Here is a 24,033-nt window from a genome sequence, read left to right as displayed (position 1 = left end):
GGATTCTGACAATCAGAGATATCGCCGCATACGCGAAATTGAGCCGCGCGGACATCGACGCGATCGGTGCGGAGCTCGACGCCATCCGCAGCGACGTCGAGGAGTCGCTGGGGGCGAAGGATGCCGCCTACATTCGGCGCACCATCGTGTTTCAGCGGGCGCTCGAGGTCGCGGCACGCCTGCTGATCGCAGGCACCCGATCGAGGGCCGGCCTGCTGGCCGGGACAGCTGCGCTGGCCTACGCGAAATCCGTTGAGAACATGGAACTCGCGCACAACGTCGGCCATGGCCAATGGGATTGGATGAATGATCCCGAGATTCACTCCGCCACCTGGGAGTGGGACATGGTGGGCCCGTCGGCACAGTGGCGCTATTCGCACAATTACCACCATCACGTGTTCAGCAACGTGCTGGGTGTGGACGACGACCTCGGCTTCGGCATTCTGCGGATGAGCCGCGACCAGAAATGGGAACCTCAACATCTGGTGCAGCCGTTGCGAAACATGCTGTTGGCCCTCATCTTCGAGTGGGGGATAGCCCTGCACGACTTCTACTCCGCCCGGGACCGGGCGGACACCGAAGCCGGTAAGAACGCCGCGCGCCAGCTGCTGCGCGCCAAGATCGGCCGCCAGCTCACCAAGGACTTCATCGTCCTGCCGGTGTTGAGCGGGCGGCGGTGGAAGCGAACCCTCGTCGCGAATCTGGGTGCGAACGTGCTGCGCAACCTGTGGGCCTACGTGGTGATCTTCTGCGGGCATTTCCCCGACGGCGCGGAGCGGTTCGGCCCGGAGACGCTGCAGGAGGAGAGCCGCGGCGAGTGGTACCTGCGACAGATGCTGGGCGCGGCGAACTTCAAAGCCGGTCCGGTGCTGGCCTTTTCAAGTGGACACCTGTGCTACCAGATCGAGCATCACCTGTTCCCTGATCTGCCCAGCAACCGTCTGGCAGAGGTGAGCGTGCGGGTGCGCGAGGTGTGCGAGAAGTACAACCTGCCCTACACCAGCGGGCCACTGGCCCGGCAGTATCTGCAGACACTGCGGACGATCTTCAAACTCGCCGTGCCCAATGCGGGGTGGCGATCGCTGTTCCGAGCTGCGCCACCCGTCTGACCGGGATCCCGAAAAGGAACTTCACTTCTGCAGTCCCTGTGCCGTTGGTGGTCGAACAGGGAGAAGCTGTCGATCATCGGGTGGCGCGCCCTGTAACCCCAGTACACGCCGTTATGCGAGCCGTGTCAACGTTGCCGGGTGGCTGGTTGTAATGCATTGTGGTGCAGTATGTTTCGCCTGTTCTGGGTCACGTTGGTCAGACCCGCTCGGTGCCAATCGGCGATGGGGTCGAAATGCCGCAGGCCGAGGCGAATTGCACGGGGGTGAGACCGTCGGCGGAGTTCATGTCGCAGTTGCCGAATGGCGGTGCGCCCTGGGGTAATCCGGGGCTGTACCCGCGTCCGTCGGTGTACTGGTGGGCGACCTTGCCGGGATAGTCGGGATTACTGCCGTAGGCCGCGATGATGAGCCTGATGCTGCTGGGTTTGGTGCGCCACATGTTGTTCAGGTCGCCGACGTTGCCGTAGCCGATGATGCGGGCTCGGTCGCCGGCGTAATCGGCGAGGTTCGCGTACAGCAGGTTGATCCACTCCGAGCCGTCGCGGCGCGGGTTACCGCCCTGTTCGACGTCGAGCATCAGCGCGATGCGCGGGTGCAGGCCCCCGTTGGCGTCGATCATCGCGCGCACGGTGGTGGCGTTGGCCAACCAGTTGGGCCGGCAGTAGGTGTAGACGATGCCGAACACCAGCCGCCCGGAATCCAGCGCGCCGCGCATCCAGGCGTAGTTGGCCGCGAAATTGTGGTCGCGGTACGTGCCGTCGCTGACCCGGATCGACAGCACCTGATACGGGTAACTGTCATCGACCGGGTGTTGCCACTCGGAGACGTCGGCGAACAGGGTGTCCTTGATGACGGCGGCGGTCTGTACCACCCGCGGGGCTCGGCCGGACTTGCGCCGCTTCCCCCGCGGGACCCTTTGATTCATAGCACCACTGGGCATGGTCGTACTCCTGTGACCAGCGTAGGTCGGGCGGAGTCAGAGTGCGTTGCGGCCGGCGATGATCTTGGCCAGCTGCACGGTCTGCTGGTCGGTGATGTCGTTGCCGCTGATCCGCAGGTCGACGACGAGGTTGTCGACCGCCAGGATCGCCCGGTGGGTGATGCGGTCGGTGACGTCCACGGGTTCGTCGTGCGTGATGTCGACACCGTCGAGCACGCTTGGGACGGCCATCCAGCGGGCGTCCTGCGTTTTGCCGCCGTCGTAGCTGAAGGTCAGGGTGTCGTTGCCGCAGCGGCGCCAGATGTCGACGGTGCGGGCCACCACGTCCTTGGCGGCCTTTGGAGTGTCGAACTTGGCGATGGCCTGGTCGACCTCCACGTCGTCGGCGTCGTCGGCCAGTTGGGTTTCGCGGAACTCGCGGTAACCGCTGGCGCCGTAGATCCACTCCATCGCGTTGCCGATGACAACCATGCACTCGGGGCGGGAGACGGGCTCGTAATTGGCATTCGTCATCGGGGAACGCAGTGCGGTCTTCGGCCGGACCTTGGCGTTCATCACGGTGTTGATCTCGGATTCACTGGCCATCATGCTGCCCAGCACGTCGACGTGAGTACCGTCGGAATCAGGGGCCGTGGGGGCGCAGGCAGTGAGCAGGGCAGTGCACAGCGCCAGGCCGGCCGCCGCGTTGCGATGAGCGCTCATCAGGTCCCCCTTGGATCTGTTTGCTGATCCTAAACGCGATCGCGGCGTGCGCCAGACGGTAATTCGGTGACCGGCGGGTGAACTGCGTCGTTCGACTGCGAGGGCCGGCCGGTCCAGTTCCTCTGCCACCGTTTTCCACCCCACGGCTGCTCGCCTACCCGGTCAACGACCCGTGGGTGGAAACCGGTGAGCTGCTCTGTCGGACCCGCGCGCCCGTTTCTACGTCCGGGTCGTGACGGCCGAGGTGTCACGACCCGGGTGTGGAAAACGGCGCAGCCGGCAGCCCAACCCGCAGCCACGTCCGCTCGTTCCCCCGATCGGGGGACACGGGATTCGTCCGGTCGATGGGCCGGTCGGTCGATACAGCCGCGGTCGGCGGCGGCGCATTCTTATTTCAACGCCGGAACACCCCGGGAGAAACGCCAAAAGCCTTATCCGACAAAGGAGTCGACATGAGCACCATCACCCGCCGCATCGCCGCCGGATTCACCCTGGCCGCCGCACCCGCGCTGATCGCCCTGGGCGCCGCCACTGCTCATGCCGATTCCGCCACCCTGAACGCCGGGCCGTCGGTCAGCGCCCATCAGGCCTTCCCGCACCAGAACAACATGCCGCAGCCCGGATCCTCGACCCATCATCACCACCAGCCCAACCACGCCAAGTAGGCCAGGGGGAGGCAAGGCCCGGACGCAAGCCGGCGTCCGGGCCTTTGGCTTGCCGCCGCCGGCTCGTATGGTGGGGTTATGGGCGGTTCCGCGTCACTACCGCCGGGGCCACCGTTGCCCCGGGTGGTACAGGCCGCGTTGATGATGCACTACTGGCCGCGTTTCGTCTCGGCCTGCCGACGCCGCTACGGCGACGTGTTCACGCTGCGGGTCGCGGCGATGGGCACGATGGTGTACCTGGCGGACCCTGCCGACATCAAGGTGGTGTTCGCCGGAGATCCCACGATTTTTCATGCCGGGGAAGCGAATTCGGTGCTCAGCGCGTTGCTCGGCGACAGCTCGGTGCTGGTGATCGACGAGGACGAACACCACGAACGCCGTCGGCAGATGCTGCCGCCGTTTCACCGCGACGCCGTAGCCCGCCAGACTGAGGTCATGGCCGAGATCGCCGCGGAAAACATCGCAGGTTGGCCGGTGGGAACCGCGTTCCCGGCGGCACCGAAGATGGCCGAGATCACCCTGGAGGTGATCCTGCGAACCGTGATCGGGGCGTCGGATCCCGCTCGGCTGGCGGCGTTGCGTGAGGTGATGCCGCGGCTGCTCACGGTGGGTCCGTGGGAGTTGATGGCGGTCGCCCGGCCGGCCCTGATGCAGCGACGCCCGTGGCGGGCGCTGCGGCGAAATATCGAAGAGGCCAACCGGCTGTTGGGTGCGGAGATCGCCGAGCGGCGCGCCGATCCTGAGCTGGCGTCCCGCACCGATGTGCTGGCCATGCTGGTGCGTTCCACCGATGAGCGCGGGCACACCATGACCGACCGTGAGCTGCGCGATCAGCTGATGACCTTGCTGGTGGCCGGGCATGAGACGACGGCGACGGCGTTGTCGTGGGCGTTGGAGCGGCTGACCCGACATCCCGCGGTGCTGGACAAGGCGGTGCAGGCCGCCCGTACCGGCGACGACGAATACCTCGACGCCGTGGCCAAGGAAATCCTGCGGATCCGGCCGGTGGTGTTCGACGTTGGGCGCGTGCTGAAACAGCCGGTGGATGTGGCCGGTCACCGCCTGCCGGCCGGGGTGATGGTGGCCCCGGGTATCGGCCTGGTGCACGAACGCGACGACGTGTATCCCGACGCCGACAAATTCGACCCGGACCGGATGCTCGGCGCGACACTGGGGCCCACCACGTGGTTCCCGTTCGGCGGCGGCAACCGTCGTTGCCTGGGCGCGACGTTCGCGACGGTCGAGCTACGGGTGGTGCTACGCGAAATCCTGCGCCGGGTGGACCTTTTCACCACCACCGCGGCCGACGAAGGGCAGCGCGTCAAACACGTCACGCTGGTCCCGAACCGTGGGGCGCGGATCTGTGTGCGGGCGCTGAGGGAGGTGACGTCCGCCGGCGCTGCTCACGCGTCGCTGGCGGGGGAAGGTTAGTCCACTATTCGCCGCAGACTTTCCAAGCCCCGCCCTCTTTTTGGAAGTCCAGTTGGCGGGTCGTGCCGGTCTTGTCGAACGTGAGCGTCGCGGCGGCACTATCACCGTTGACCGTCACATTGGTCACGGTGAAACCGCGTTCCTGCGGCTGTTCGTCTGGCGCCGAATGCGAGTCGGCATCGTCGGTGTCCTGCAGGCTGTGTGCCCGGTCGGCGCACATCAGCGCGGCCGCCGCGGACATGTCGTCGCGGTTGATCGCGTCGGCAAACGAGTAGGTGGCGTTGGTGATCAGTTCCTTGTCGGACTTGTGGAACACGAAAAACGCGGTGAGCCCGGCTGCGATGAGGACCACGGCCACAACAGGAGCGCCGATCAGCAACCACTTGCGCGACTTCTTCGCGGGGGGAGCGCCCATCGGGTAGTAGGCCAGCTGCGGTGCCCCGGGAGGACCGTATGGTCCGGGGGTGCCGAACTGACCTGGGGGACCGTACGGACCGGGGCCGCCGAACGGTCCAGGTCCGCCGAACGGACCAGGGCCCCCGAACTGACCAGGGCCGCCGAACTGACCGGGAGGACCATACGGACCAGGCGGGCCGCCGAAGATCGGCGGCTGCGGAGGCTGGGACATCATTCCACCTCGAATCGGACGAGTAGGAGAGCGTCGAGTTGCTCTGCGAACTCACCTGGCGGGTCAGGATCGTCGTAGCGGTATACCTGGACGCCCATGCCGGGCGGCACATCTGGGGACAGACACAAGCGCAGGCCGCTGTAAGTCCGAGTGACCATCAGCAACCGGTCAGCCGCCGGCCCCTCATCCCACTCTGGGACGTCGTCGGGGTCGCCGTCGGACACCGCCTCCGCCAGGGTTGGCATCGCGCCCACGGCCATCAAGCCAAAGGACTGCCCATCGGGCACGGTGAACGAGCCATGGACTGTGCGATAGAAATCGACCAGCGCGACCGGCGCCGCCGACCACAGCTCCGGATACCGCGCGACCGCCTTCGCCGTCGGCGGCTCGCCGACCCATACGGCCACGGTGCGCTGGGTCTGCTCATACCCCACGTCGGCGAAACGGAAGACAAACTCGACGACATAGACGAGCACTGGACGGTCATCGCGCTGGCCCACCCATGCGTCGACCAGGAACTCTTGCAGCACCCCCCAAAATCGCGGGACCAATGTGCGCGCGCCGTCGGTCCACAGCGACAGCGCCGCCACCGCACGCACGCTCGGATCGGCTGCGTCGAACACCGGTAGCCACGACGCAGGGACCATCTCCCGCTGCTCGGGTCCTAGTCGGGATACGGCCGAGTCGCGGCGGAACTGTTCGTCGATCTCGTCGTCGCTGACGCTCATATCGGGATACCCAGACTATCGAGGATCTGCTTGGTGATTTCGGTCAGCTCGGTGACTGTCTCGAGTTCCAGCTCTTGTTGCTTGTCGATCCAATCTGGATCTGCTCCGGTCACCACAGCGGCCTCGCCGGCCTGCTTGGACCGGTTGGCCTTTCGTGACAGCCACTGCATGTTCAGCGGCGAATGCGCCACTTGATACATGTACTGCGGAGGGAGCTTGATGAATCCCGGAATGTAGAACAGCCGGGCCAGCGGCACGATGTGGTCGGGCTCGACCTTCGGGGTGCCGTTGCCGTTGGTGCCGATCATCACGCCGCTGCCGGACGGGTAGGCGGGATCCGGTGACCCTGCCTCTGGCCAGCCCTCACCCTGCAACGGGATGTCGCCCAGCGCCTCCTGATCTGGCGAGGTTTTGCGCAACACGTCGTATAGCTCCCGGCCCGGCTCCCAGACCGCGGTCTTCGCGTTGCCGCGGATGTTCGGCAGCACGGGCGGCTTCAGCTGGCCCAGCCGATCCTGCGCCTGCTTCATCTTCTGCACAGTCGTCGCAAGAGGTACGCGGGTCTTTCCGCCGGCGGCGAGGCGTGAGGTGGCTGCGGCGCAAGAGGCGAGATTCGCGTTCGCCGCGTCCTTCTCGGCATTGAGTCGGGCTGCCTCTTCGTCATATGCATTGGCTTCGGCCTGCTGTCGCGGCACGATGAAATGGTGCGGTATGGCGTTGTGGCTGTCGATCTTGGCCTCGACGGCCTGGCTGGCCGACACCTGGATGGGGCAGGAGTCGGCGAGGGGGTCTGCGTGCGCGCTCGCCGCACCGCCACTCGCGATGAGGACCGCCGCGGCCAGCGCTGCTCCGCCGCGCCGGGCCCACCACGACGGGCCCTTCCTGTTGTTGTGTGACTGGCTACGCACGGCACCGACCCTCCCCCCGGTGAAACTAGTGGTAGCAACCCTACTGCTCACATGATTGGGTAGTCGGGCAAATCGAGGTCGTCGCGCACACTGCCGGCGAACAGCCCCGCTATCGGGCGTCCCAGGTTCATCGCGCGCAGCGCGACATCGCGGAACCACAACCCGAATCGGGTCCTGGTGGCGAAGAAACCGAGCATCCGTTCGGCTCCGGCCTGCTTGCTCTCGATGAAGGGCCGCAACAGCGACTCGTAGTTCTGGAAGGCGCGGCGGTGATCGTCGCCGGCGCGGGCGAGTTCCCCGGCCAGGGCGTATGCCTCGGTGATCGCCAGCCCGGTGCCCTCGCCGCCGAGCAGCGAGATGCAGCCTGCCGCATCGCCGATCAGCAATACCCGGTCGTTCGACCAGCGGTCCATGCGGATCTGGCTGACCACGTCGAAGTAGAGATCGTCGACCGTGTCCACGGCGGCCAGGATCTGTCGCGATTCCCATCCGGCATCGTCGAACTGGTTGTGTAACTGCTCTTTTGGTGTCATACCGCGGTCGTCGTGCTGGTCGCGGAATACGAACAGGAACATGGTGCGATTCCCGCGCAAGGTGAACTGCCCGATCTGGCGCCCCGGAACGCTGTACGTGAGATAGGTATCCGAAGTCCCGCCGCCGTAGCCGTCGACCACACAGGCGGCCACCTTGCAGCCCAGGTAGTGCTCGAACCGGTCCTCGGGTCCGAACACCAGGCGGCGCACGTTGGAGTGCAGCCCGTCGGCGCCGATGACGAGGTCGAAATCGTCGGCCGGGTTCTTGTCGAAGGCCACCCGCACCCCGCCGGGTCGCTGGTCGATGCGGGTGATGCTGTCGTCGAACACCGTCGACACGGAGTCCTCGACGGTGCGGTAGATGGCGGCGGCCAGGTCGCCGCGGGGCAGGCTTGTGTAGTCGTTGCCGACCATACGGCGGAACACGTCGACGCGGAGTTCGGCACGGGTCGCGCCGTCGGGTCCGAGCGAGCGCACCGACTCCACGTCATAGCCCGCGTCGCGGATGGCGGATTCGATGCCCATCTTTCGGGTGACCCGGTAGCCGATGCCCCAGAAGTCGATCATGTAGCCGCCGGTCCGAAACGCCGGCGCCCGTTCGATCAGCGTCGGGTTGTGGCCGGTGCGATGCAACCAATGCGCGAGCGCCGCCCCGGCGACCCCGGCTCCACTGATGGCTATCCGCATGATGATTCGAGGCTACTCGTGGGGGCGGCGTGCTGAGCCGTGCCGTTGACGAGGCTGGCGAGAGCGCAGACCAGGTCAACCAGCACCCCGATGTCCAGCCGAGCGTCAGACTCGCATGCCAAGCTGGAGGCATGGCTGCGAAACGTTCCCCGCACCGTGCCGACCTTGTGCTTTCCGGCGGCGGGGTGAAGGGCATCGGCCTGGTGGGTGCCGTCGTTGCACTCAAGGACGCCGGGTATGCGATCGAACGGATCTCCGGAACCTCGGCCGGCTCACTGGTCGGCGCCGTGGTGGCTGCGGCCGAGCAACGTAACGAACTGACCAGTGCGCAGCTGCGCGAGCTGGCGTTGAACGTGCCCTACCGCAAGTTTCGCGACAGCGGGCCGATCGAGCGCATCCCGGTGCTGGGAACGGCGTGGGGGCTGCTGCGTGAGACGGGTATCTATCGCGGGGATTTCGCATACGACTGGATACGCAGCGAGCTGAAGAACCTGGGCGTCAAGACTTTCGGTGATCTGGCGATCGACGATGATCATCTGCTTCCGGAACGGCGCTACCGGTTTGTGGTCACGGTGACCGACGTGACGACGGGGCAACTGGTGCGTCTGCCCTGGGACTACCAGCGGGTGTACGGGCTCGACCCCGACGAGCAGCTGGTCGCCGACGCCGTGCGCGCCTCCATGTCGATTCCGTTCCTGTTCCATCCGGTCACGCTGAACACCGCGGCCGGCGAGCCGTGCACGCTGGTGGACGGCGGCGTGCTGTCGAACTTCCCGATCGACTCGTTCGACCGACCCGACGGCGCCGAGCCGCGCTGGCCGACCTTCGGGGTGACGGTGGTGCCGTATCTACCGGCGCCATCTGCCGAGCAGCTCATCCCCGGGTTGGGGATGTTGCGCTGCGGCGAGCCGACCTTCCTGGAAAGCCTGCTCACCACCATGCTGGTCGGTCACGACCAGGCCCATCTGAGCCTGCCGTGGGTGAAGGTGCGTGCGGTCCAGGTGGATTCGACCGATGTCGGGGTGCTGGACTTCGACATCACCCGTAACGAGGCCGAGGCGCTCTACGACAAGGGATATGCGGCGACGACGGAGTTCCTGTCCACCTGGGACTGGCCCGCCTACCTGGACCGCTTCCGCCGGGCCCACCAGGTGGATCCGCGCTAGTGCGAATCAGGTACTCCGCCCCGGGCCGGGTCAATCTGATCGGCGAGCACACCGACTACAACCAGGGTCTCGCGCTGCCGATTGCGCTGCCGCAGCGGACCTTTGTGAGCTTCGACCCGGACCCCTCCGGCGTGTTGTCGGTATCGAGTTCGTCGGGTGGCGGGCCGGTGCGGATCGGTCTGGATACCGTGCCCGGGCAGGTCACCGGCTGGGCGGCCTACGTCGCCGGGGTGGTGTGGGCGCTGCTGAATGCCGGGATCGCGGCGCCGGGCGGGACGATGACGATCACGAGTGAGGTGGAGACAGGGTCGGGGCTGTCGTCGTCGGCAGCGCTGGAATGCGCGGTGCTCGGCGCGTTGCTCGCCGCCGTCGGTGTCGATCTCGATCGCGTCGAGCAGGCCTACATCGCCCAGCAGGCCGAGAACGAGTACGTCGGTGCGCCAACGGGACTGCTCGACCAGCTGGCGTCGCTGTACGGTGAATCCAGGCAGGCCCTGCTGATCGATTTCCGCGACGTCTCTGTGCAAGCGGTGCATTTCGATCCCGACGCGTCCGGCGTGGCACTGCTGGTGATCGACTCGCGGGCCCGGCACACGCACGCCGGTGGCGAGTACGCGGCCCGGCGAGCATCGTGTGAGCGGGCCGCCGCCGCGCTCGGGGTGGCCTCGCTCCGGGAGGCCGACCCGTCTGCACTGCAGAGGATCGCCGAAGTTGATGCCCGTCGGGCCCGTCATGTGCTGACCGAGAACCAGCGTGTGCTCGATTGCGTTGCCGCGCTGGCATCGTCGGATTTCGCGGCGGTCGGTGCGTTGTGGAACGCATCGCACGCCTCGATGCGCGACGACTTCGAGATCACCACACCACACCTCGATCTGATCGCGGCGACCGCCGTGCAAGCCGGCGCACTGGGAGCGCGGATGACCGGCGGAGGGTTCGGTGGCTGCGTCATCGCGCTGGTGCCGGGGGAGCAGGCGGACACGGTCGGCGAAGCGGTGTCGCGAGCGGTGCGAGAGGCCGGCTATCCGGAGCCGGGCATTACCAGGACGCGCGCGGGCAGTGGTGCGGGGCCGGCTACTTCAACTTGACCATGCGCGTCGTCGAACTCTCATCCAACTCGACGACATCGGAACGTGACCGCAGGAAGTCGCTGAAAGACTTGAAGCCCAACGACTTCTCACTGAACGACGGGTCCATCCGCTTCATCTGACCCTTGACCGCCGAGTTGTGCAGCCACTCGACGTCGTCCTTCTCCAGGCCGATCTGCAGCGCACGGGTCAGCAGCGCGGTGGCCTGGGCCTGCGGGTCGGGCTCTTCCTTCTTGCGGGTCCGCCTCTGCTGCTTGGGTTCCGGCTCTGGGGCCGGCGTGGGGATGCCGGGCAGGGCGTCGTAGACCACGAACTCGTCGCACGCGGCGGCCAGCATCCGGCTCGAGGAGCCGGCCACTCCGATGCCGACGACGTAGCGGCCCAGGCGTTTGCAGCGCTGGGCCAGCGGGATGTAGTCGGAGTCGCCGGCCACGATCACCACGTGGGTGAGGTCGGGCAGCCGGAACATGTCTTCGACCGCGTCGACGGCCAACCGGATGTCGGCGCCGTTCTTGCTGTAGGCGGCGGTGGGGAAGAGCTGCACCAGATCGACGGCGCGGCCGACGAGCTGTTCGCGGTACCCGGCGTTGACGTCGGCTGACCAGTCCGCGTAGGCGCGGGTGAGCACCAGGGTGCCGAAGGAGGAGGCGAAGTCCAGGATGGCGGCGACGTCGACGGTGGCCTTGGTGAGCTTGTCGGCCTCCAGGCCCTTCGCCTTGTCCTTCTGAAATGAGTTGCGGCCGTTGACCTGGTCGTAGCGGGAGATCACGATGTTGTCGAAGTCGAGGTACACCGCGACGCGGGTGTCGAGTTCGGTCATCTCAGTCCTCGGCCTCGGATTCGGGTTGCCCGATCAGGTTACGGGCGCCGGTAGGGCCGAGCAATTCGCGGAACTCCTGGACGGTGTACCCGACGACGGTCGCGTCGGTTTTCGCGCGGGCGGTGGCAGACCGGGGCAAGCTGAACAATGGCCCCATCTCCCCGAAGTAGTCGCCGGGGCCGACGACCTTGATGACTTCTTCACCGCCGCTGGCCAATTCGCGGGCCAGTTCGATGTCACCGTCGGTAATGATGAAGATCAGGTCGCCCATCTCACCCTGGGAGAACAGTACTTCGCCGGCTTCGATGGTCACGGTCTCGGTGTTCTGATGCTCGACGGCGACATGCGGGACGAGCTCGACCACGTGGTCGGCCAGCGGCAGGATGCGGGTGTCGTGGGTGGCGACGACGACCACGTGGTCGCCGCTGGCGAGCTCACGGATGAGCCGCAGCACTTCCTCGACCTGAATGAAATCGAGGTGGGCGGTCGGCTCATCGGCCAGGATCAGCGGCGGATCGAGCGCGATCGCCCGGGCAACCGCGACGCGTTGCTGCTGCCCGCCGCTGAGATCGCCGGGGCGGTGGTGCAATCGGCTCTCAAGGTTGACGCGGGTGAGCAATTCGGTGGCGCGTTCGCGGGCTTCACGCCGGGTCCGGCCCGCGGCGCGCAGGGGCACCATCACGTTCTCCAGCGCCGTCAGGCTGGGCACCAGGTTGAAGGCCTGGAACACGATGCCGACGGTGTCGCGCCGGTAGTCCGAGAGCGTCTTCTTGTCGAGCGTGGTCACGTCGATGTCGCCGAACTCGATACGGCCCGCAGTCGGTTTGAGGATCCCGCCGAGGCATGACAGGAGCGTGGTCTTCCCGCAACCACTGGGGCCCAACAGAATTGACAGCGATCCGGCGGGGACTTCGAGGTCGAGGCCGTCGATCGGGCGTACTGCGTAACCGCCGCTGGAGTATTCCACGACGAGGTCTTTGACCATCAGATCTGCCATATCAGGGACCTCGGAATGCCAGTGCGGGGTCGACGTTCACGGCGCGACGCAGTCCGGCCACGCTGGCCAGCAGGCCCACCGCGACAGCGACGATCGGTAGCGCGACGAATGCCACGGTCGGCACGTCACAACGCATCGGGAAGAGCGGTCCGAGCAGCAAGGAAAGCCCAGCGCCCAGCACCGCGGCCAGCAGCGCCACCGTCACGGCCTGCATCGCCAGGCCGGCCATGATGGAGCGGCTGGCCACGCCGACGGCCTTGAACACCGCGAAGTCGCGCGTGCGTTCCAGCGCCGACAGGTAGATCACCGAGCCGACGATCAGCACCGCGACCGCCCACAGCAGGCCGGCCATCAGGCTCATCGCCTGGTTGGCGCCCCGCAGCGGACGCACCATGTCGTCGATGGCGCCGGACCGGTCGACGATCCGGAATTCCGGGGGCGGTGGGCCCGGGTTGCCGACGATGCCGACCGAGGAGATCAGCTTCTGCCCGGAGAACAGCAGCAATTGGGCGCCGGGGACCGACAGGTAGATGTTGTCCTGGGCGGCCAGTGCGGTGAGGTCGTCGACCAGGCCGACGACGCGCAGTTTCGCCGCGCCGACCGCGACATCGGAGCCGATCGGCTGGTTCATCGTCGTAGAGACCGCGACCTCGTCGGTGGCGCGCGCGGCCCGGCCCTCCTTCAGCGCCGGCGTGCCCGGCCCTGCCTCGGGCACCCCGAACACGTTGACGTTGCGCGGGGTGCCGTTGTTGGGGATGGTCGAGGAGCCGTAGACGAGCGGGACGGCGGTGGTGACGCCGGGCAGCCGGGCGGCACGCTGAACGTCGGTGAGCGGCAGCGGTGCCGAGCCGAGGAACGGGCCAGCCGCACCCGCTTTGATCATGTATGCGTCCAGGCCCAGGGCGTCGACGCTGCGTTCGGCCTCGACTCGGAAACCATGGGCCAGGCCCGTCAACACCAACGTCATGGCAAAGACCAGGCCGGTGCCGACGGCGGCGATCAGGAATCGCCGTCGCCGCCATTGCAGATCGCGTAACGCCGCCATCAACACGTCGGTGCCCTCCGCATCTCTGCCGACGTTACCGAGGTGGATGTTGCTGGTGGCGGTTATTGGGGCATTTGGTGTGGGGGGTGCGGTTTCGTACCGGTGACGGACGCCCCGCGCACTGCTACTGTCCAGCGAAATCGGCGAGGGGCAGAGGTATGCAGGCAATAGCCGAAGTTCGGCAAAAGCTGGGTCAGATCATCGAGTCGGGGCATGCGGTGGCGCGGCTCGTCGACCGGGGCATCATCGAGCCACTGGACATCGGCGCGGCGGTGCGCAGCGCCAAACTTGCCGGGCTGTACGGGCCGCAGGCCACCATGGCGATTCAGGGCGGGCGCCGGTACGCCGACCTGCCTGCGGTGGTCGACGAACGCGGAACCTTGACTTATAAGCAGGTCGACGACCAGTCATGGGCGCTGGCACATGGCCTGCAAGGTCTGGGGCTCAAGGAAGGCTCCGTTGTCGGGCTGCTGTGCCGGGATCACCGCGGCCTGATCGTCGCGATGGCCGGCTGCGGCAAACTCGGTGTGCGACTGGTGCTGATGAACACCGGCTTCGCCAAACCGCAGTTCGCGGAGGTATGTGCGCGCGAGGGCGTCAGCGTGGTGATGCACGACAGCGAGTTCCTCGGACTGCTCGACGCGCTCCCTGCCGAGCTTCCGCGGATACTGACCTGGGTCGACGACGACGTCGAGTTACCCGACGGCGCACAGACAATCGACGAGATCGTGGCCGCGAACCCGACCGGACCGCTGCCCCCGCCGAGCAAGCCCGGAGGGTCGGTCATCCTGACCAGTGGCACCACCGGTCTGCCGAAGGGCGCCCCGCGTGACGCCGTGTCCCCGTTCGCGACCGCGCAGATCGTCGATCGAGTTCCGTTCCCGCGCAAGGGAACCATGGTGATCGTCTCACCGATCTTCCACAGCACCGGCTGGGCCACCTACTTGGTGGGTGCTGCCTTGGGCAACAAGGTGGTGACGGCGCGACGGTTCAACGCCGAGGGCACGCTGAAGCTGATGGCCGAGCACCGAGCCGACATGCTGGTCGCGGTGCCGACGATGCTGCACCGGATGGTCGAACTGGGCCCCGAGGTGCTCGCCAGGTACGACACGTCGGCGCTGAAGGTGATCCTGATCGCCGGGTCCGCGCTGAGCCCGGAGTTGTCCACTCGGGTCCAGGATGCGTTCGGCGATGTGCTGTACAACATGTACGGCTCCACGGAGTGCGCGATCGCCACCATCGCCACGCCGGCCGAACTGCGGGCTGCTCCAGGAACTGCGGGGCGGGCCCCGGTGACCTGTGAGGTGGTGCTCTACGACGAGAACGATCAGCGGGTAGAAGGCGCCAACCGCCGCGGCCGGATTTTCATCCGCAACGGTGCGCCGTTTCAGGGCTATACCGATGGTCGAACGAAGCAGATCATCGACGGCTACATGTCCAGCGGCGACATGGGTCATTTCGACGAGAACGGACTGCTGTTCGTCGACGGCCGCGACGACGACATGATTGTCTCCGGTGGTGAGAACGTCTTCCCGCAGGAAGTGGAGAACCTGCTCGAGGAACGCGACGACATCGCCGAGGTGGCAGTGGTCGGTGTGGATGATGTCGAGTTCGGAAAACGGTTGCGGGCCTTCATCGTTGCCGAGCCTGGTGCCACCCCGGACGCGGCCGAGATCAAGCTGCATGTGAAGAACAACCTGGCCCGGCACAAGGTGCCCCGCGATGTGGTGTTCGTCGACGAACTGCCGCGCAACGCCACCGGCAAGCTGCTGCGACGGGTGCTCGTCGAGATGGTCATCGATACCTGATGTCCGTGCGTGGGTCTCATCACGCTCGTCACAGGCACCGTCCGTGAGACTCCTCTCCTGCCGCAGGGCGCGTCGACGGGAGCTGCCTTGTCGGTGGCTGGTGCGACGATGCGCGGTTCACTTCAAACAGGAGGTTGATATGAAGCGTGTATCGGTGGCAGTCGTCGGTCTGGTGGCCGTCGCTCTGGCGGCGAGTCCGGCGGCGGTGGCGTCGCCGTCGTGGACCATGCCGAATCTGATCGGGATGGATCTGCAGGGCGCACAGGATGCGATCCAGTCGCTGACGCACGGTGAGGTGTGGTTCAGCAGCTCGACAGATCTGACCGGGAAGGGCCGGGCCCAGATCAGCGACCGCAATTGGCAGGTGTGCAGCTCGACACCGCCGCCCGGGTCGACGTTCGGTACTTCGACCAAGATCGACTTCGGGGTGGTGCGCATCGACACGGAAAAGTGCCCGTGACGCGGTGACTTTTGGGGCTCGAAGCCGTCGCTTCGAGCCCCAAAAATCGCTGCATGGGCGGTAGGCCGGCTCGCCTTAGTCTGGTTGACGACGGAACCGGGGGCCTAGATGTTGCGAGCGATGATGTGTACGTCCGTGCTGTTGGCATTCGGGGTATCGATGACGGCGTGCGGCCCCCGGACGGAAGCGCCGATGCCGCCGGATCAATCGAAGGTCTTCTTTCCGGGGACGGGTGAGACCTACGGACTCGACCTCACGCCGACCGACCGCGACCATCTGGCCGAGCTGTATGCGCTTCGTCAGATCGATCCGTGCGGCTTCGTCGACCGGAAAACCCTGGAAGGCAACGGCCACACGGACTTCAGTTACACATATTCCTCGGTGTCCTGGATCGAAACCGGTGCGAATTCGCCTATCGCGACACTCGGTGGTGAGGGGTGCACGGTTGGCTTCCCGGCTACCAAGGCGGGGCTCGAACTTCTGGTCCGACCGGGCGAAGTCCGGTGGAACGACAGCCAGTTCAGTTCCGATCCAGCGCATCCGGGTGTCCTGGGGACGACGCCACCGGGCTGCACGTTTCGGGTTCCTCTGCCACTGGCCGGCCTCACCGGCGCACCCGAGTCTATGCGGGATCCGGTGATGGAGGTGTCTGCGGTGGATGTGACAGACGGGCGGCGGAACTCTGAGGACACCGAGCTGTGCGAGCTCGGTGGGGCGGTCGCGGGTGAGATCGCGGCACACGTCGAAGCCAACGGCGTCCCGGTGCACACTGATAAGTCTTCAACTGCGACACGGTTTCTGACCGCAGATCCGTGTGCGGCAGCGGCGGACCTTCACGCGGTGGGCTTCGAATGGTGGGAACCCAAACCCGAAGCGCAGTGGCCGACGACGTGGCGGCATCCCGGTGTGTGCGAACTCCAACTCGATCCGGCCGCCGGCGAACCCGCCACGGCCGTAGCCAAATACGGACTGGTCAAGTGGTCCGATGACATTGTCAAGATGCCGTGGAGTCCAGAGTCGCAACGTAGCGAGCAGGACGGCGTGACACTGTTCGACGTCGGTGGGTCTTCGGGTCCAGACTGTTACGTGATCGCCAAAACCAACCTCAATATTGAACCGGTGACCGTGGGAACCGGGGCTGCCGACCTGGTCGCGTCAACTCCGATCGTCACGGTGCGAGTGAGCGCACCTACCGCAGGGAACTGCGCTGGCAGCGCGAAGGAAGCGGCACTGAGGGCAGTCCAGCGGGCGGGCTGAGCGTCACCGCTTGCACAGCTCGTACATCTGCGTATCCGCATCGACGAGTTGTTGAATGATGTTGGTATAGCTCGCTGTTCGAATCTCGACGCTATCGTCGGATAGTCCGGGTGTGCGGGCTTGTTCGACGATGCTGACGGCCTCGGCTGACAGATCGCTGATCCGGTGCAGATGGCGGCTGATTCCGGGGTCGGCGACCTCGTCGGCATAGCGGCCCAGCTGAGCTGACCACGCGTGGTACTTGTACAGGGCTGGTCCGCCGGGGCCGATTTGGCCCGGGTCGAGAAGGTCCTGGTGGTCAGCGATGTAGCCAACTGCTGCCCGGGCGGTGCGGCAGTCTCGGCCGGACTCTTGCGTGAAGAATAAGGTGGCCAGCATAGCCGCGGCCACCAACACGAGAATGACACCGATTCGAAGCAGATGCTCACGGGTCGTCGGCACCGCGGGAGGCACGGCGTGAGCGACCGCAGCGGCGACCTCCGGATCGGCATCGGCGGCGGCGCGTAACCGTGCCAGATGCGGCTCACGGCGACGCCGGACCCATGCCGGCCATACCTGTGCGACCACCATCATCACGGCCAGGACCAGAAACATTGCGGCCAGTCGAGGCTGGTCTGCCATGAATTCAACGGCGGGAAGCGGTACGGCGAACAGTCCGATGAGCACCCAGGTGAGGCGGCGGCCCGTCGGGGTGACACGGTTCCGGTATGCCCGGGCCAGATCGCTGGCGCGCACGGCGGCGGTCAGCACCGCCGGGTCGGTGGGTACCGGACCGCGACGCAGTGCCATGGCGGTTGCGGTGCGCTGGGCGGCGGTGAGGCCCTCGAGCACGGTGGCGTAGGTTCTCACGACGGGTCGGCCGAGCAGGGTGATCGGGATGCCGGCTACCAGCCCGAATATGGCCAGTCCGATCGCGTCAACCCAGATCGGCCACGGCGTCGACCAATGGTATTCGGGTCGCAGCACGGCCCAGCCGAACAACAAGAACCACACCGTTATCCATGCCGAATTGACGAGCCAACGAGCCCACCACGATGCGGTGTTGTACCAAACCCACAACGGACGAAGTCCTTTCGACGGACGGTGCTGCGTTCAGCCGGCGCCCTGCGATTGTGACATCGCTATGTGGGGTCCGATTGCGCCAATTTTCCGCTACCAGGTCAATTGAACGCGGTGCTACCGGACACGGCGTGCGTCGTGCTGATGAGCTTCGCGTAGCAGTGATTCCGGTCGAAACCGTGGTCGCTGCACCAGGCCAACGCCCCGCTCGCGGTGGGATAGGTGATCGGCGCGATGGTGACCCAGAAGTTGGGCCCGTCGAACGTCGACCAGTCACCGGACCACAGGAGCTTGGCGCCGTACTCCTGGCGCAGCCGCAGATGCTCCTCCAACGTCAACTCGTTGTTCCACACCACACCTTGGTCGACGACACCCGGCCGCTTGGAACTCAATTGCGGCACCCATCGATCGGAACCCTGGGTGCTCACGACGGTGTGGTCGTCCAGCGAGATCTGGCGTAGCTGTGCCGAACTCGACGCTTCGGCGTTGCGGGTTGTCGTCGGCGTGTACGACGGCGTGGCAGCCGTCGTCGGCGCCGGCACCGTCTTGTACACAGTTGGCCCAGCGACGGTCACGCCCGTCGGCGGTGCGAGCGTCGGTGTCTGTGCCGATGACGAGTCGTCTGAGTTATTCGACAGGAGCAGACCGATGACCAGCCCGACCCCGCCGAGCAGGAGTGCGGCCACCAGCACGACGGCGGCCATCGGCACCAAGGATTGCCGGGGAGGCGGTCCGGGCTCAGTGGCACCGGATGCGATGTGCGCGACGACCGGCGGTGCGGTGAGCAACGGCGGTGAAACATATGGTGCCATCATGGTTTCGGCGCTGGCGGCGACCCTCTCGTCAGTGGTGTGCAACGCCCGTTGCGCGGCGCGCCCCAATGCGCCGGCGCTGCCGTAACGGTCGTCGGGCTCCTTGGCCATGCCACGCGCGATGACGGTATCCAGGGATGTCGGGATTCCCGAGTGGGCCGTACTGGGCCGCGGCGGCGGGTTCGTCAGATGCGCCGCGATCAGCTGTTCGTTGCTGTGGGTCGGGAACGGCGCGTCGGCGGTCAGCGCCTCGTAGAGCACGCAGGCCAGCGAGTAGATGTCTGCGGCGGGCGTGCACGGCTCGTCGCCGAACCGTTCCGGGGCCATATAGCTGAACGAGCCGATCCGCGTGTCTGCCTGGGTGAGGCTCGAATCACCTTGGGCCTGAGCGATACCGAAGTCCAACAGGTAGGCGAAGTCCGCAGAGGTGACGATGATGTTCTGCGGCTTGACATCCCGGTGGATCAGCCCGCGAGCGTGGGCGGCATCCAACGCGGAGGCGATCTGCTCGATGACGGTTACCGCGCGGCGCGGCTCGAGCGGGCCGCTGTTGATGAGGTCATGCAGGGTCTGCCCGCGGACCAGGCGCATGTCGATGTAGAGGTTGCCGTCGATCTCGCCCCAGTCGTGAATCGGCACGACATGGGGCTCCTCCAAACTGGCCGCCGCCTGCGACTCACGCAGGAACCGGGTCCGGAACTGCTCATCGTGCGCAAACTCGGCGCGCAGGATCTTCAGGGCAACGGTCCGGCCCTTGTCGGTGTCGACGGCCTCGTACACCTCGCCCATGCCGCCACGGCCGAGCAGCGCGGTCAGCTCATACTTGCCGAACCGGCCACCCACGCCCGGGTTGTTCTCGACCATCCTGTGTGCCTCCTCGACTGGCGAACAGGAGAACGTAGCGCGGGGTCCCGACAAGATTTGCGCATTGCCGGACCCGGTCTCGGCCTTAGGCTGATGAGCATGCGATTTGCTCCCGTTGCCGCCGCGTTGTTGGTCGCGGTGATGGTCGGCGTGAGTGGCTGCACCGGTGCGCCCGATCGTGAACAGGAAGCAATCGACATCAAGAACCGCATCGCGGCGATGCCGGGGGTGTCCGAGGTCGGCCTGATCTATGACAACGGCATCCTCGAAGGCACTCGGTTCGAACTGAAGGTCGACATGGCGCAGGCCAGTGATCAGCAGGTCGGCGAGGTGGCCGCGCAACTCGATGAGCTGCGCGGCAAAGATTTCGCGAAGTTCGATCAGTCGATGAAGATCGTTGTGGCCAAATGGACTTCGATCTCGGGCAGCGTCGATCTGCCTGACGACGTCGAACACGTGTCCGGGCTGGTGCGTCGCCTTCGTGCCGAGGCTCCGGCCGGGGAAATCAGGTGGTTCAGTGGCGCCGCGCCTGAGGTATCACAGATAGAGGTCCGGGATGCCGAGCAACCTGGTGCCGCCGTCGACGCGATCCTGCGGATCTTCGCCGACCGGCCACCGAGCGACATTGAAGTCGCTCCCGCCGACCGGGTCGGTGATGCGCACTGGAAGGTCTTCACCCGCTTGACCCCGGCCGACAAGCAACGCATCGACCGGCAACTGGCCGCGGCAGCGCCCGCCGACCCTGGGTGGGTCAGCGTCCGGGACGGACGGGTTGTGCACCTGACTTTCGGGGTGCCGACCCGGGCGACTGCCTATGACGACATCGTGCGGACCATCCACGCGCTCGAGGCCGGTCCGGAGCATCCGGTCAGCCTCACCTGGCGCTGGGACGGCGACCGGGCCCGCTTCGACGAGCCACGTTGGGCGGGCAGCGCCATGATCGGCAAGTGTGAGTACGTCAACGGCGACCGCACGAAGTCGGAACCGCTCCTGCCGGAGGCGTTGGCGCTGCAACAGCGCATCCGCGACGAGTTCGACACCTGCCTGAAGTAGAGGCTAGGTCGGCGGGGTCAGTTTGATCGCGGCCAGGTGCTCGCGGTCGACTGCGTCGGTGAACTCCTCCAGCGTGGGGATGCGCTGATAGCGGAACGTCAAACCCATCATCCGCTGGGCGCGTTTGGGGCCGTAGGACTCGGCGCAGCGGTGGAACAGATCGGCGACGGTCGCGCGGTCGCCGATGAGCTCACCGCGCATGGTCGTCGTCTTGCCGTCGAGCAGCACCTCGGCGGTGGCGCCGCCGCGGAAGTTGTTCTTCCACGCCGCGTCGGTCATCGCATAGAGGGTGTTGTCGATGACGTGCGCGGTGAGCGGAATCGCATACTGCTTTCCGGTCTTTCGTCCCCGGACGTTCACGACCATGAACTGTTTGCGTGTGGCGCCGGCGAACGGGGTGCGCACCAGCATCCGCATGATCGGGTTGACGACACGCAGCATTACTTTCGGCGGATGCGCCACGGTGACCGCGGGCGACTGCTCTGTCATGACCTCACGCTAGGCCGATTGTTCGGTGTTGCCCAGGGTGTCAATGCGCGTCCTGCCATGCCTGCCAGATGTCAGGGCGGAGTCGGCCGCGGGGTGGAACCTCCAGGCCGGCTTCTCGCGCCCAGGCTCGGACCTCGGCGGTGCTCGGGCCGGGCGCCGCGCTGCCCTGATCGACGATGGCAACGTCGACGTGGACCTGTGAAATACGTTGTATTGCAGCCTCTTCAGTTGTCGACCAGGCATGCGCGGCAGCGAGGAACCGGTAGGTCCATTCCTCGGCGAGTTGGCGTGCTTCGCAGAACACGATCGGCACGTTCGGCCACCGAATTTGTAACTCTGCCAACCCGTCGGCGACCACGGCGGGGCGGACCCGGTCCAGCTTGAACAGTTGCGAATAGCGGTCCTCGACGACGACTGCGGCGCGGGGGAGGGCGGCCAGGTCGGCGATCTGATAGCGCAGTTTGCCACCGGTGAGGCTGGAGACCAGGTCGGCCAGGGATTTGCGCTCCACGCTGGCGACGAGCGTTCCATCGATGGTCAGCCCGTAGTCGCCGCATGGCAGTGCGCGCTGAATAGTATCGGCCTGCTGGCTGGCGAACTTGTAGGCGTAGCGCTCGTGGCTGTCGACGACGATTTGGAGCTCGGCGATGCCGTGGGCGCGTGCTCCCGGGGTTCGCACATTTGGGCGGGCCTGCTTGCGGGTGCGTGGTGACTGCCAGAACACCGCGTCCCTGCCCCGGGCGGTCGTGAAAACCAGCTGCGAGCGGTTCTCCCGTGATCGCTGCAGGATCACGTCGATGGCAGCACCCCGACGCTGGCACGAGCGCAATTCGACACGTTCGACGATCACCGCGTCCGTAGGCCACTCGTCGAGGCCCACTGGATAGCAGTACAGCGACTTGGCGCGCGGCCACGTCCCCGACGTGCGGAAGAGGAGGTCGCCGTCGGGCTGTGGAATCCGCAGGAGGTAGGGCAGTCTGGAGCCTTCGTCCGGGTTGAGGGCTATGACCATCTCCGCCACAACGTGATTCTGCCTGATTCGCCGTCGAGACCAATCGGTGGCCGTCGTGAGGACGTCTGAAGTGCGGAAAGTCGTAGTACAACCTCTTTTGCAAAAGACGTCGAACGACTACAATCGGAAATGTCGTCGAACGACTACAAGGAGTGGGCATGCAAGTCAAGACAATGGGCGACGTTGGTGCCCTCGTCCGCTCTGCTCGCACAGCCCGTGGAATGACTCAGGCTGAGCTGGCCGAGCAACTGCGCATGAGTCGGGACTGGGTCGTTCGGCTGGAGAAGGGGCATCCACGACTGGAAGCGCAAAGGGTGCTCGATGCACTTCGCGTTGTCGGCGTGAGCCTGGAGGCGACCGCGCCCGAGGGGCCGTCGAACGCTCGAAAACGTACCCGGAAGGGAGCTCCCGAGAAGCCCAAGCCTGCCGGAACGGCTCCCGCAACCCTTGATCCGTTCGACGCGCTGTTCGGCACAGGGAAAAGGTGATGGCGGACAGGGCGTTGCGGATCTACCTGGACGGGATCCCCACCGGCACGGTGACACAGTCTGCTCACGGAGCGCTGAGTTTCACCTATGACGATGAGTACGCCGAGCGGGACGACCCGACACCGTTGTCGCTGTCCTTGCCTGTCGTGTCGAATCGGCATCGGGACAAGGCTGTTCGGTCCTATCTTGAAGGTCTGCTTCCAGACAGTGAAGGTGCGCGACAGCGGTGGGGACGCGAATACAACGTCTCGCCGAACAATCCCTTCGCCCTGCTCGCTCACGTCGGGCGCGACGCAGCCGGCGCAGTCCAGATTCTCCCGCCCGAAGTCGATCCGTCTGACGCGCGGGCGCGGACGGGTGACATTCAATGGCTCAATGAGACTGAATTCGCCGAGCTCGTCCAAGCGCTCGCTGCTCATCAATCCGACTGGGACCCAGGAAGGTTGGAGGGCAGGTGGAGCCTCGCTGGCGCTCAACCCAAGGTCGCGCTATTCCGGGAGCCAGAGTCCGGGCGGTTCGGGATCCCGCGAGATTCGACGCCGACGACCGTGATCGTCAAGCCGGCAACTGCTGGTTACGCACGGCATCACATCAACGAGGCACTGTGCCAGCGTGCAGCGAGCGAAGCCGGGCTGCTCGCAGCCGAATCCACAGTGATGGAGATCGGTGACGTTCAGGTGTTGACCTCGACGCGCTACGACCGCCTTTATCACGGGACTACCTGGCACCGGGTCCACCAAGAAGACATCTGCCAGGCGTTGTCGGTCCACCCCAGTCTGAAATACCAGTCCGACGGAGGCCCCGGTGTCGGTGATATCGCTGAGCTTCTCAACAGGCTGCCGATCGAGGACCGCGCTGTGAACGCCGAACGCTTCTTCAAAGCGCTTGCCTACAACGTCCTCATCGGCGGAACTGACGCTCACGCCAAGAACTACTCGCTCGTCCTCGTTGGGTCACGCGCCCAGGTGTCGCCGCTGTATGACGCCGCCTCTGCGGCACCGTACAACCAGCGCGAGCGCCTACACGCTTCGATGAAGATCGGTGACCACTGGAAGATGCTCGATGTCACCACCTCGGATTGGAGGAAGGTTGGACGCCGTCTCGGAATTCCCGCGGATCAAGCTGTGGCCTGGGTGGACGAACTCCGTATGGACCTTCCTGCTGCGTTCTCGCGTGCTGCCGCGGCTCTGCCAGAGAGCGTGCGACCCGAGGCGGCACGCATGACGGAGCGGATCATTGAGCATGTCTCCGGGACATGGAAGCCCAACCTGGACCGCTGAACAGCGC

The 24,033-nt window shown here is 66.0% G+C and carries 24 protein-coding genes and 1 pseudogene; 12 read left to right on the top strand and 13 right to left on the bottom strand.

The window, feature by feature from the left end:
- The first annotated feature begins 5 nt into the window (after positions 1-5).
- Positions 6-1,109, top strand: coding sequence for a fatty acid desaturase family protein (locus tag AC4ELH_RS17975; protein WP_498886202.1), 1,104 nt, complete (start codon positions 6-8; stop codon positions 1,107-1,109).
- Positions 1,110-1,305: 196 nt separating this feature from the next.
- Here AC4ELH_RS17975 and AC4ELH_RS17970 read toward each other — a convergent pair whose 3' ends face one another.
- Both AC4ELH_RS17970 and AC4ELH_RS17965 read right to left on the bottom strand, forming a co-directional pair.
- A complete protein-coding gene (locus AC4ELH_RS17970) occupies positions 1,306-2,034 on the bottom strand; it encodes a glycoside hydrolase family 25 domain-containing protein (RefSeq protein WP_498885769.1) in 729 nt (242 codons plus the stop codon).
- A 51-nt stretch (positions 2,035-2,085) separates the two neighbouring features.
- Positions 2,086-2,751, bottom strand: coding sequence for a sensor domain-containing protein (locus AC4ELH_RS17965; protein ID WP_498885768.1), 666 nt, complete (start codon positions 2,749-2,751; stop codon positions 2,086-2,088).
- A 452-nt stretch (positions 2,752-3,203) separates the two neighbouring features.
- Here AC4ELH_RS17965 and AC4ELH_RS17960 point away from each other — a divergent pair, with 452 nt between their 5' ends.
- Positions 3,204-3,416, top strand: a complete 213-nt coding sequence (locus AC4ELH_RS17960) for a hypothetical protein (RefSeq protein WP_448443588.1) — start codon at positions 3,204-3,206, stop codon at positions 3,414-3,416.
- Between the two features lie 78 nt (positions 3,417-3,494).
- Complete coding sequence (locus AC4ELH_RS17955) at positions 3,495-4,847, top strand: cytochrome P450 (protein ID WP_498885765.1); 1,353 nt, start codon at positions 3,495-3,497, stop codon at positions 4,845-4,847.
- 4 nt (positions 4,848-4,851) lie between these two features.
- Here the strand turns inward: AC4ELH_RS17955 and AC4ELH_RS17950 are convergent, their stop codons facing one another.
- From AC4ELH_RS17950 to AC4ELH_RS17935, 4 genes are read right to left on the bottom strand one after another with little or no spacing between them, the layout of a single operon-like run.
- Positions 4,852-5,475 carry an Rv0361 family membrane protein gene (locus tag AC4ELH_RS17950; RefSeq protein ID WP_498885763.1) on the bottom strand — a complete coding sequence of 208 codons (624 nt, stop codon included), beginning with the start codon at positions 5,473-5,475 and terminating at the stop codon, positions 4,852-4,854.
- Complete coding sequence (locus AC4ELH_RS17945) at positions 5,475-6,203, bottom strand: hypothetical protein (RefSeq protein WP_498885761.1); 729 nt, start codon at positions 6,201-6,203, stop codon at positions 5,475-5,477. Before AC4ELH_RS17945 ends, AC4ELH_RS17950 begins: the two co-directional genes overlap by 1 nt.
- A complete protein-coding gene (locus tag AC4ELH_RS17940; protein WP_498885759.1) occupies positions 6,200-7,111 on the bottom strand; it encodes a hypothetical protein in 912 nt (303 codons plus the stop codon). The genes AC4ELH_RS17945 and AC4ELH_RS17940 overlap by 4 nt, the downstream gene beginning before the upstream one ends.
- Positions 7,112-7,158: 47 nt before the next feature.
- Complete coding sequence (locus tag AC4ELH_RS17935) at positions 7,159-8,331, bottom strand: FAD-binding domain (protein ID WP_498885757.1); 1,173 nt, start codon at positions 8,329-8,331, stop codon at positions 7,159-7,161.
- Between the two features lie 131 nt (positions 8,332-8,462).
- Between AC4ELH_RS17935 and AC4ELH_RS17930 the strand changes: the two genes are divergently transcribed.
- Positions 8,463-9,497: a patatin-like phospholipase family protein gene (locus AC4ELH_RS17930; RefSeq protein ID WP_498885755.1), complete on the top strand. Its 1,035-nt coding sequence runs from the start codon at positions 8,463-8,465 to the stop codon at positions 9,495-9,497.
- Positions 9,497-10,582, top strand: coding sequence for a galactokinase (locus AC4ELH_RS17925; RefSeq protein WP_498885754.1), 1,086 nt, complete (start codon positions 9,497-9,499; stop codon positions 10,580-10,582). The genes AC4ELH_RS17930 and AC4ELH_RS17925 overlap by 1 nt, the downstream gene beginning before the upstream one ends.
- Here the strand turns inward: AC4ELH_RS17925 and AC4ELH_RS17920 are convergent.
- From AC4ELH_RS17920 to AC4ELH_RS17910, 3 genes are read right to left on the bottom strand one after another with little or no spacing between them, the layout of a single operon-like run.
- Entirely contained in the window at positions 10,569-11,402 is an 834-nt protein-coding gene (locus AC4ELH_RS17920; protein WP_418008517.1) for an NYN domain-containing protein, read from the bottom strand. The two genes, AC4ELH_RS17925 and AC4ELH_RS17920, sit on opposite strands and share 14 nt — an antisense overlap.
- Before the next feature lies 1 nt (position 11,403).
- Positions 11,404-12,399: an ABC transporter ATP-binding protein gene (locus AC4ELH_RS17915; RefSeq protein WP_498885751.1), complete on the bottom strand. Its 996-nt coding sequence runs from the start codon at positions 12,397-12,399 to the stop codon at positions 11,404-11,406.
- Position 12,400: 1 nt separating this feature from the next.
- Positions 12,401-13,450: an ABC transporter permease gene (locus tag AC4ELH_RS17910; protein ID WP_064956982.1), complete on the bottom strand. Its 1,050-nt coding sequence runs from the start codon at positions 13,448-13,450 to the stop codon at positions 12,401-12,403.
- Between the two features lie 152 nt (positions 13,451-13,602).
- Between AC4ELH_RS17910 and AC4ELH_RS17905 the strand changes: the two genes are divergently transcribed.
- The 3 genes from AC4ELH_RS17905 to AC4ELH_RS17895 all read left to right on the top strand — a co-directional run bounded on the left by AC4ELH_RS17905 (position 13,603) and on the right by AC4ELH_RS17895 (position 16,969).
- Positions 13,603-15,252 (top strand): acyl-CoA synthetase, encoded by a 1,650-nt coding sequence (locus AC4ELH_RS17905; RefSeq protein WP_498885749.1) that lies wholly within the window; start codon positions 13,603-13,605, stop codon positions 15,250-15,252.
- A 139-nt stretch (positions 15,253-15,391) separates the two neighbouring features.
- The gene (locus AC4ELH_RS17900; RefSeq protein WP_498885747.1) at positions 15,392-15,712 is read left to right on the top strand and encodes a hypothetical protein; all 321 of its coding nucleotides are present in this window, start codon (positions 15,392-15,394) and stop codon (positions 15,710-15,712) included.
- 192 nt (positions 15,713-15,904) lie between these two features.
- Entirely contained in the window at positions 15,905-16,969 is a 1,065-nt protein-coding gene (locus AC4ELH_RS17895; protein WP_498885745.1) for a hypothetical protein, read from the top strand.
- Between the two features lie 3 nt (positions 16,970-16,972).
- On the opposite strand, the gene AC4ELH_RS17890 is transcribed toward AC4ELH_RS17895, so the two are convergent.
- Both AC4ELH_RS17890 and AC4ELH_RS17885 read right to left on the bottom strand, forming a co-directional pair.
- A complete protein-coding gene (locus AC4ELH_RS17890; RefSeq protein ID WP_498885743.1) occupies positions 16,973-17,962 on the bottom strand; it encodes a hypothetical protein in 990 nt (329 codons plus the stop codon).
- 167 nt (positions 17,963-18,129) lie between these two features.
- A complete protein-coding gene (locus tag AC4ELH_RS17885) occupies positions 18,130-19,704 on the bottom strand; it encodes a serine/threonine-protein kinase (RefSeq protein WP_498885742.1) in 1,575 nt (524 codons plus the stop codon).
- A 99-nt stretch (positions 19,705-19,803) separates the two neighbouring features.
- On the opposite strand from AC4ELH_RS17885, the gene AC4ELH_RS17880 reads away from it, so the two are divergent.
- The gene (locus AC4ELH_RS17880) at positions 19,804-20,757 is read left to right on the top strand and encodes a hypothetical protein (protein ID WP_498885740.1); all 954 of its coding nucleotides are present in this window, start codon (positions 19,804-19,806) and stop codon (positions 20,755-20,757) included.
- A 3-nt stretch (positions 20,758-20,760) separates the two neighbouring features.
- On the opposite strand, the gene AC4ELH_RS17875 is transcribed toward AC4ELH_RS17880, so the two are convergent.
- The gene (locus AC4ELH_RS17875) at positions 20,761-21,246 is read right to left on the bottom strand and encodes a hypothetical protein (RefSeq protein WP_498885738.1); all 486 of its coding nucleotides are present in this window, start codon (positions 21,244-21,246) and stop codon (positions 20,761-20,763) included.
- 40 nt (positions 21,247-21,286) lie between these two features.
- Positions 21,287-22,267, bottom strand: a complete 981-nt coding sequence (locus AC4ELH_RS17870; RefSeq protein ID WP_498885736.1) for an ERCC4 domain-containing protein — start codon at positions 22,265-22,267, stop codon at positions 21,287-21,289.
- A gap of 149 nt (positions 22,268-22,416) precedes the next feature.
- On the opposite strand from AC4ELH_RS17870, the gene AC4ELH_RS17865 reads away from it, so the two are divergent.
- The 3 genes and pseudogenes from AC4ELH_RS17865 to AC4ELH_RS17855 all read left to right on the top strand — a co-directional run bounded on the left by AC4ELH_RS17865 (position 22,417) and on the right by AC4ELH_RS17855 (position 24,026).
- The gene (locus AC4ELH_RS17865; RefSeq protein WP_498885734.1) at positions 22,417-22,746 is read left to right on the top strand and encodes a helix-turn-helix domain-containing protein; all 330 of its coding nucleotides are present in this window, start codon (positions 22,417-22,419) and stop codon (positions 22,744-22,746) included.
- Positions 22,746-23,003: pseudogene (locus tag AC4ELH_RS17860) on the top strand (HipA N-terminal domain-containing protein); the annotation flags it as partial. The gene AC4ELH_RS17865 and the pseudogene AC4ELH_RS17860, both read left to right, overlap by 1 nt.
- A gap of 186 nt (positions 23,004-23,189) precedes the next feature.
- Positions 23,190-24,026, top strand: a complete 837-nt coding sequence (locus tag AC4ELH_RS17855; RefSeq protein WP_498886201.1) for a HipA domain-containing protein — start codon at positions 23,190-23,192, stop codon at positions 24,024-24,026.
- Positions 24,027-24,033: the final 7 nt, after the last annotated feature.

Source organism: Mycobacterium shunyiense, assembly GCF_058270075.1.
The sequence above is the reverse complement of the archived record's forward strand: the minus strand, read 5'-3'. Positions and strand labels throughout refer to the sequence as shown.

Coding starts and splice junctions, on each gene's coding strand:
- AC4ELH_RS17885 (WP_498885742.1), bottom strand. CDS start 19,704: ATGGTCGAGAACAACCCGGGCGTGGGTGGCCGGTTCGGCAAGTATGAG.
- AC4ELH_RS17905 (WP_498885749.1), top strand. CDS start 13,603: ATGCAGGCAATAGCCGAAGTTCGGCAAAAGCTGGGTCAGATCATCGAG.
- AC4ELH_RS17945 (WP_498885761.1), bottom strand. CDS start 6,203: ATGAGCGTCAGCGACGACGAGATCGACGAACAGTTCCGCCGCGACTCG.
- AC4ELH_RS17960 (WP_448443588.1), top strand. CDS start 3,204: ATGAGCACCATCACCCGCCGCATCGCCGCCGGATTCACCCTGGCCGCC.
- AC4ELH_RS17935 (WP_498885757.1), bottom strand. CDS start 8,331: ATGCGGATAGCCATCAGTGGAGCCGGGGTCGCCGGGGCGGCGCTCGCG.
- AC4ELH_RS17865 (WP_498885734.1), top strand. CDS start 22,417: ATGCAAGTCAAGACAATGGGCGACGTTGGTGCCCTCGTCCGCTCTGCT.
- AC4ELH_RS17950 (WP_498885763.1), bottom strand. CDS start 5,475: ATGTCCCAGCCTCCGCAGCCGCCGATCTTCGGCGGCCCGCCTGGTCCG.
- AC4ELH_RS17875 (WP_498885738.1), bottom strand. CDS start 21,246: ATGACAGAGCAGTCGCCCGCGGTCACCGTGGCGCATCCGCCGAAAGTA.
- AC4ELH_RS17900 (WP_498885747.1), top strand. CDS start 15,392: ATGAAGCGTGTATCGGTGGCAGTCGTCGGTCTGGTGGCCGTCGCTCTG.
- AC4ELH_RS17895 (WP_498885745.1), top strand. CDS start 15,905: ATGCCGCCGGATCAATCGAAGGTCTTCTTTCCGGGGACGGGTGAGACC.
- AC4ELH_RS17955 (WP_498885765.1), top strand. CDS start 3,495: ATGGGCGGTTCCGCGTCACTACCGCCGGGGCCACCGTTGCCCCGGGTG.
- AC4ELH_RS17880 (WP_498885740.1), top strand. CDS start 19,804: ATGCGATTTGCTCCCGTTGCCGCCGCGTTGTTGGTCGCGGTGATGGTC.
- AC4ELH_RS17970 (WP_498885769.1), bottom strand. CDS start 2,034: ATGAATCAAAGGGTCCCGCGGGGGAAGCGGCGCAAGTCCGGCCGAGCC.
- AC4ELH_RS17965 (WP_498885768.1), bottom strand. CDS start 2,751: ATGAGCGCTCATCGCAACGCGGCGGCCGGCCTGGCGCTGTGCACTGCC.
- AC4ELH_RS17930 (WP_498885755.1), top strand. CDS start 8,463: ATGGCTGCGAAACGTTCCCCGCACCGTGCCGACCTTGTGCTTTCCGGC.
- AC4ELH_RS17920 (WP_418008517.1), bottom strand. CDS start 11,402: ATGACCGAACTCGACACCCGCGTCGCGGTGTACCTCGACTTCGACAAC.
- AC4ELH_RS17915 (WP_498885751.1), bottom strand. CDS start 12,399: ATGGCAGATCTGATGGTCAAAGACCTCGTCGTGGAATACTCCAGCGGC.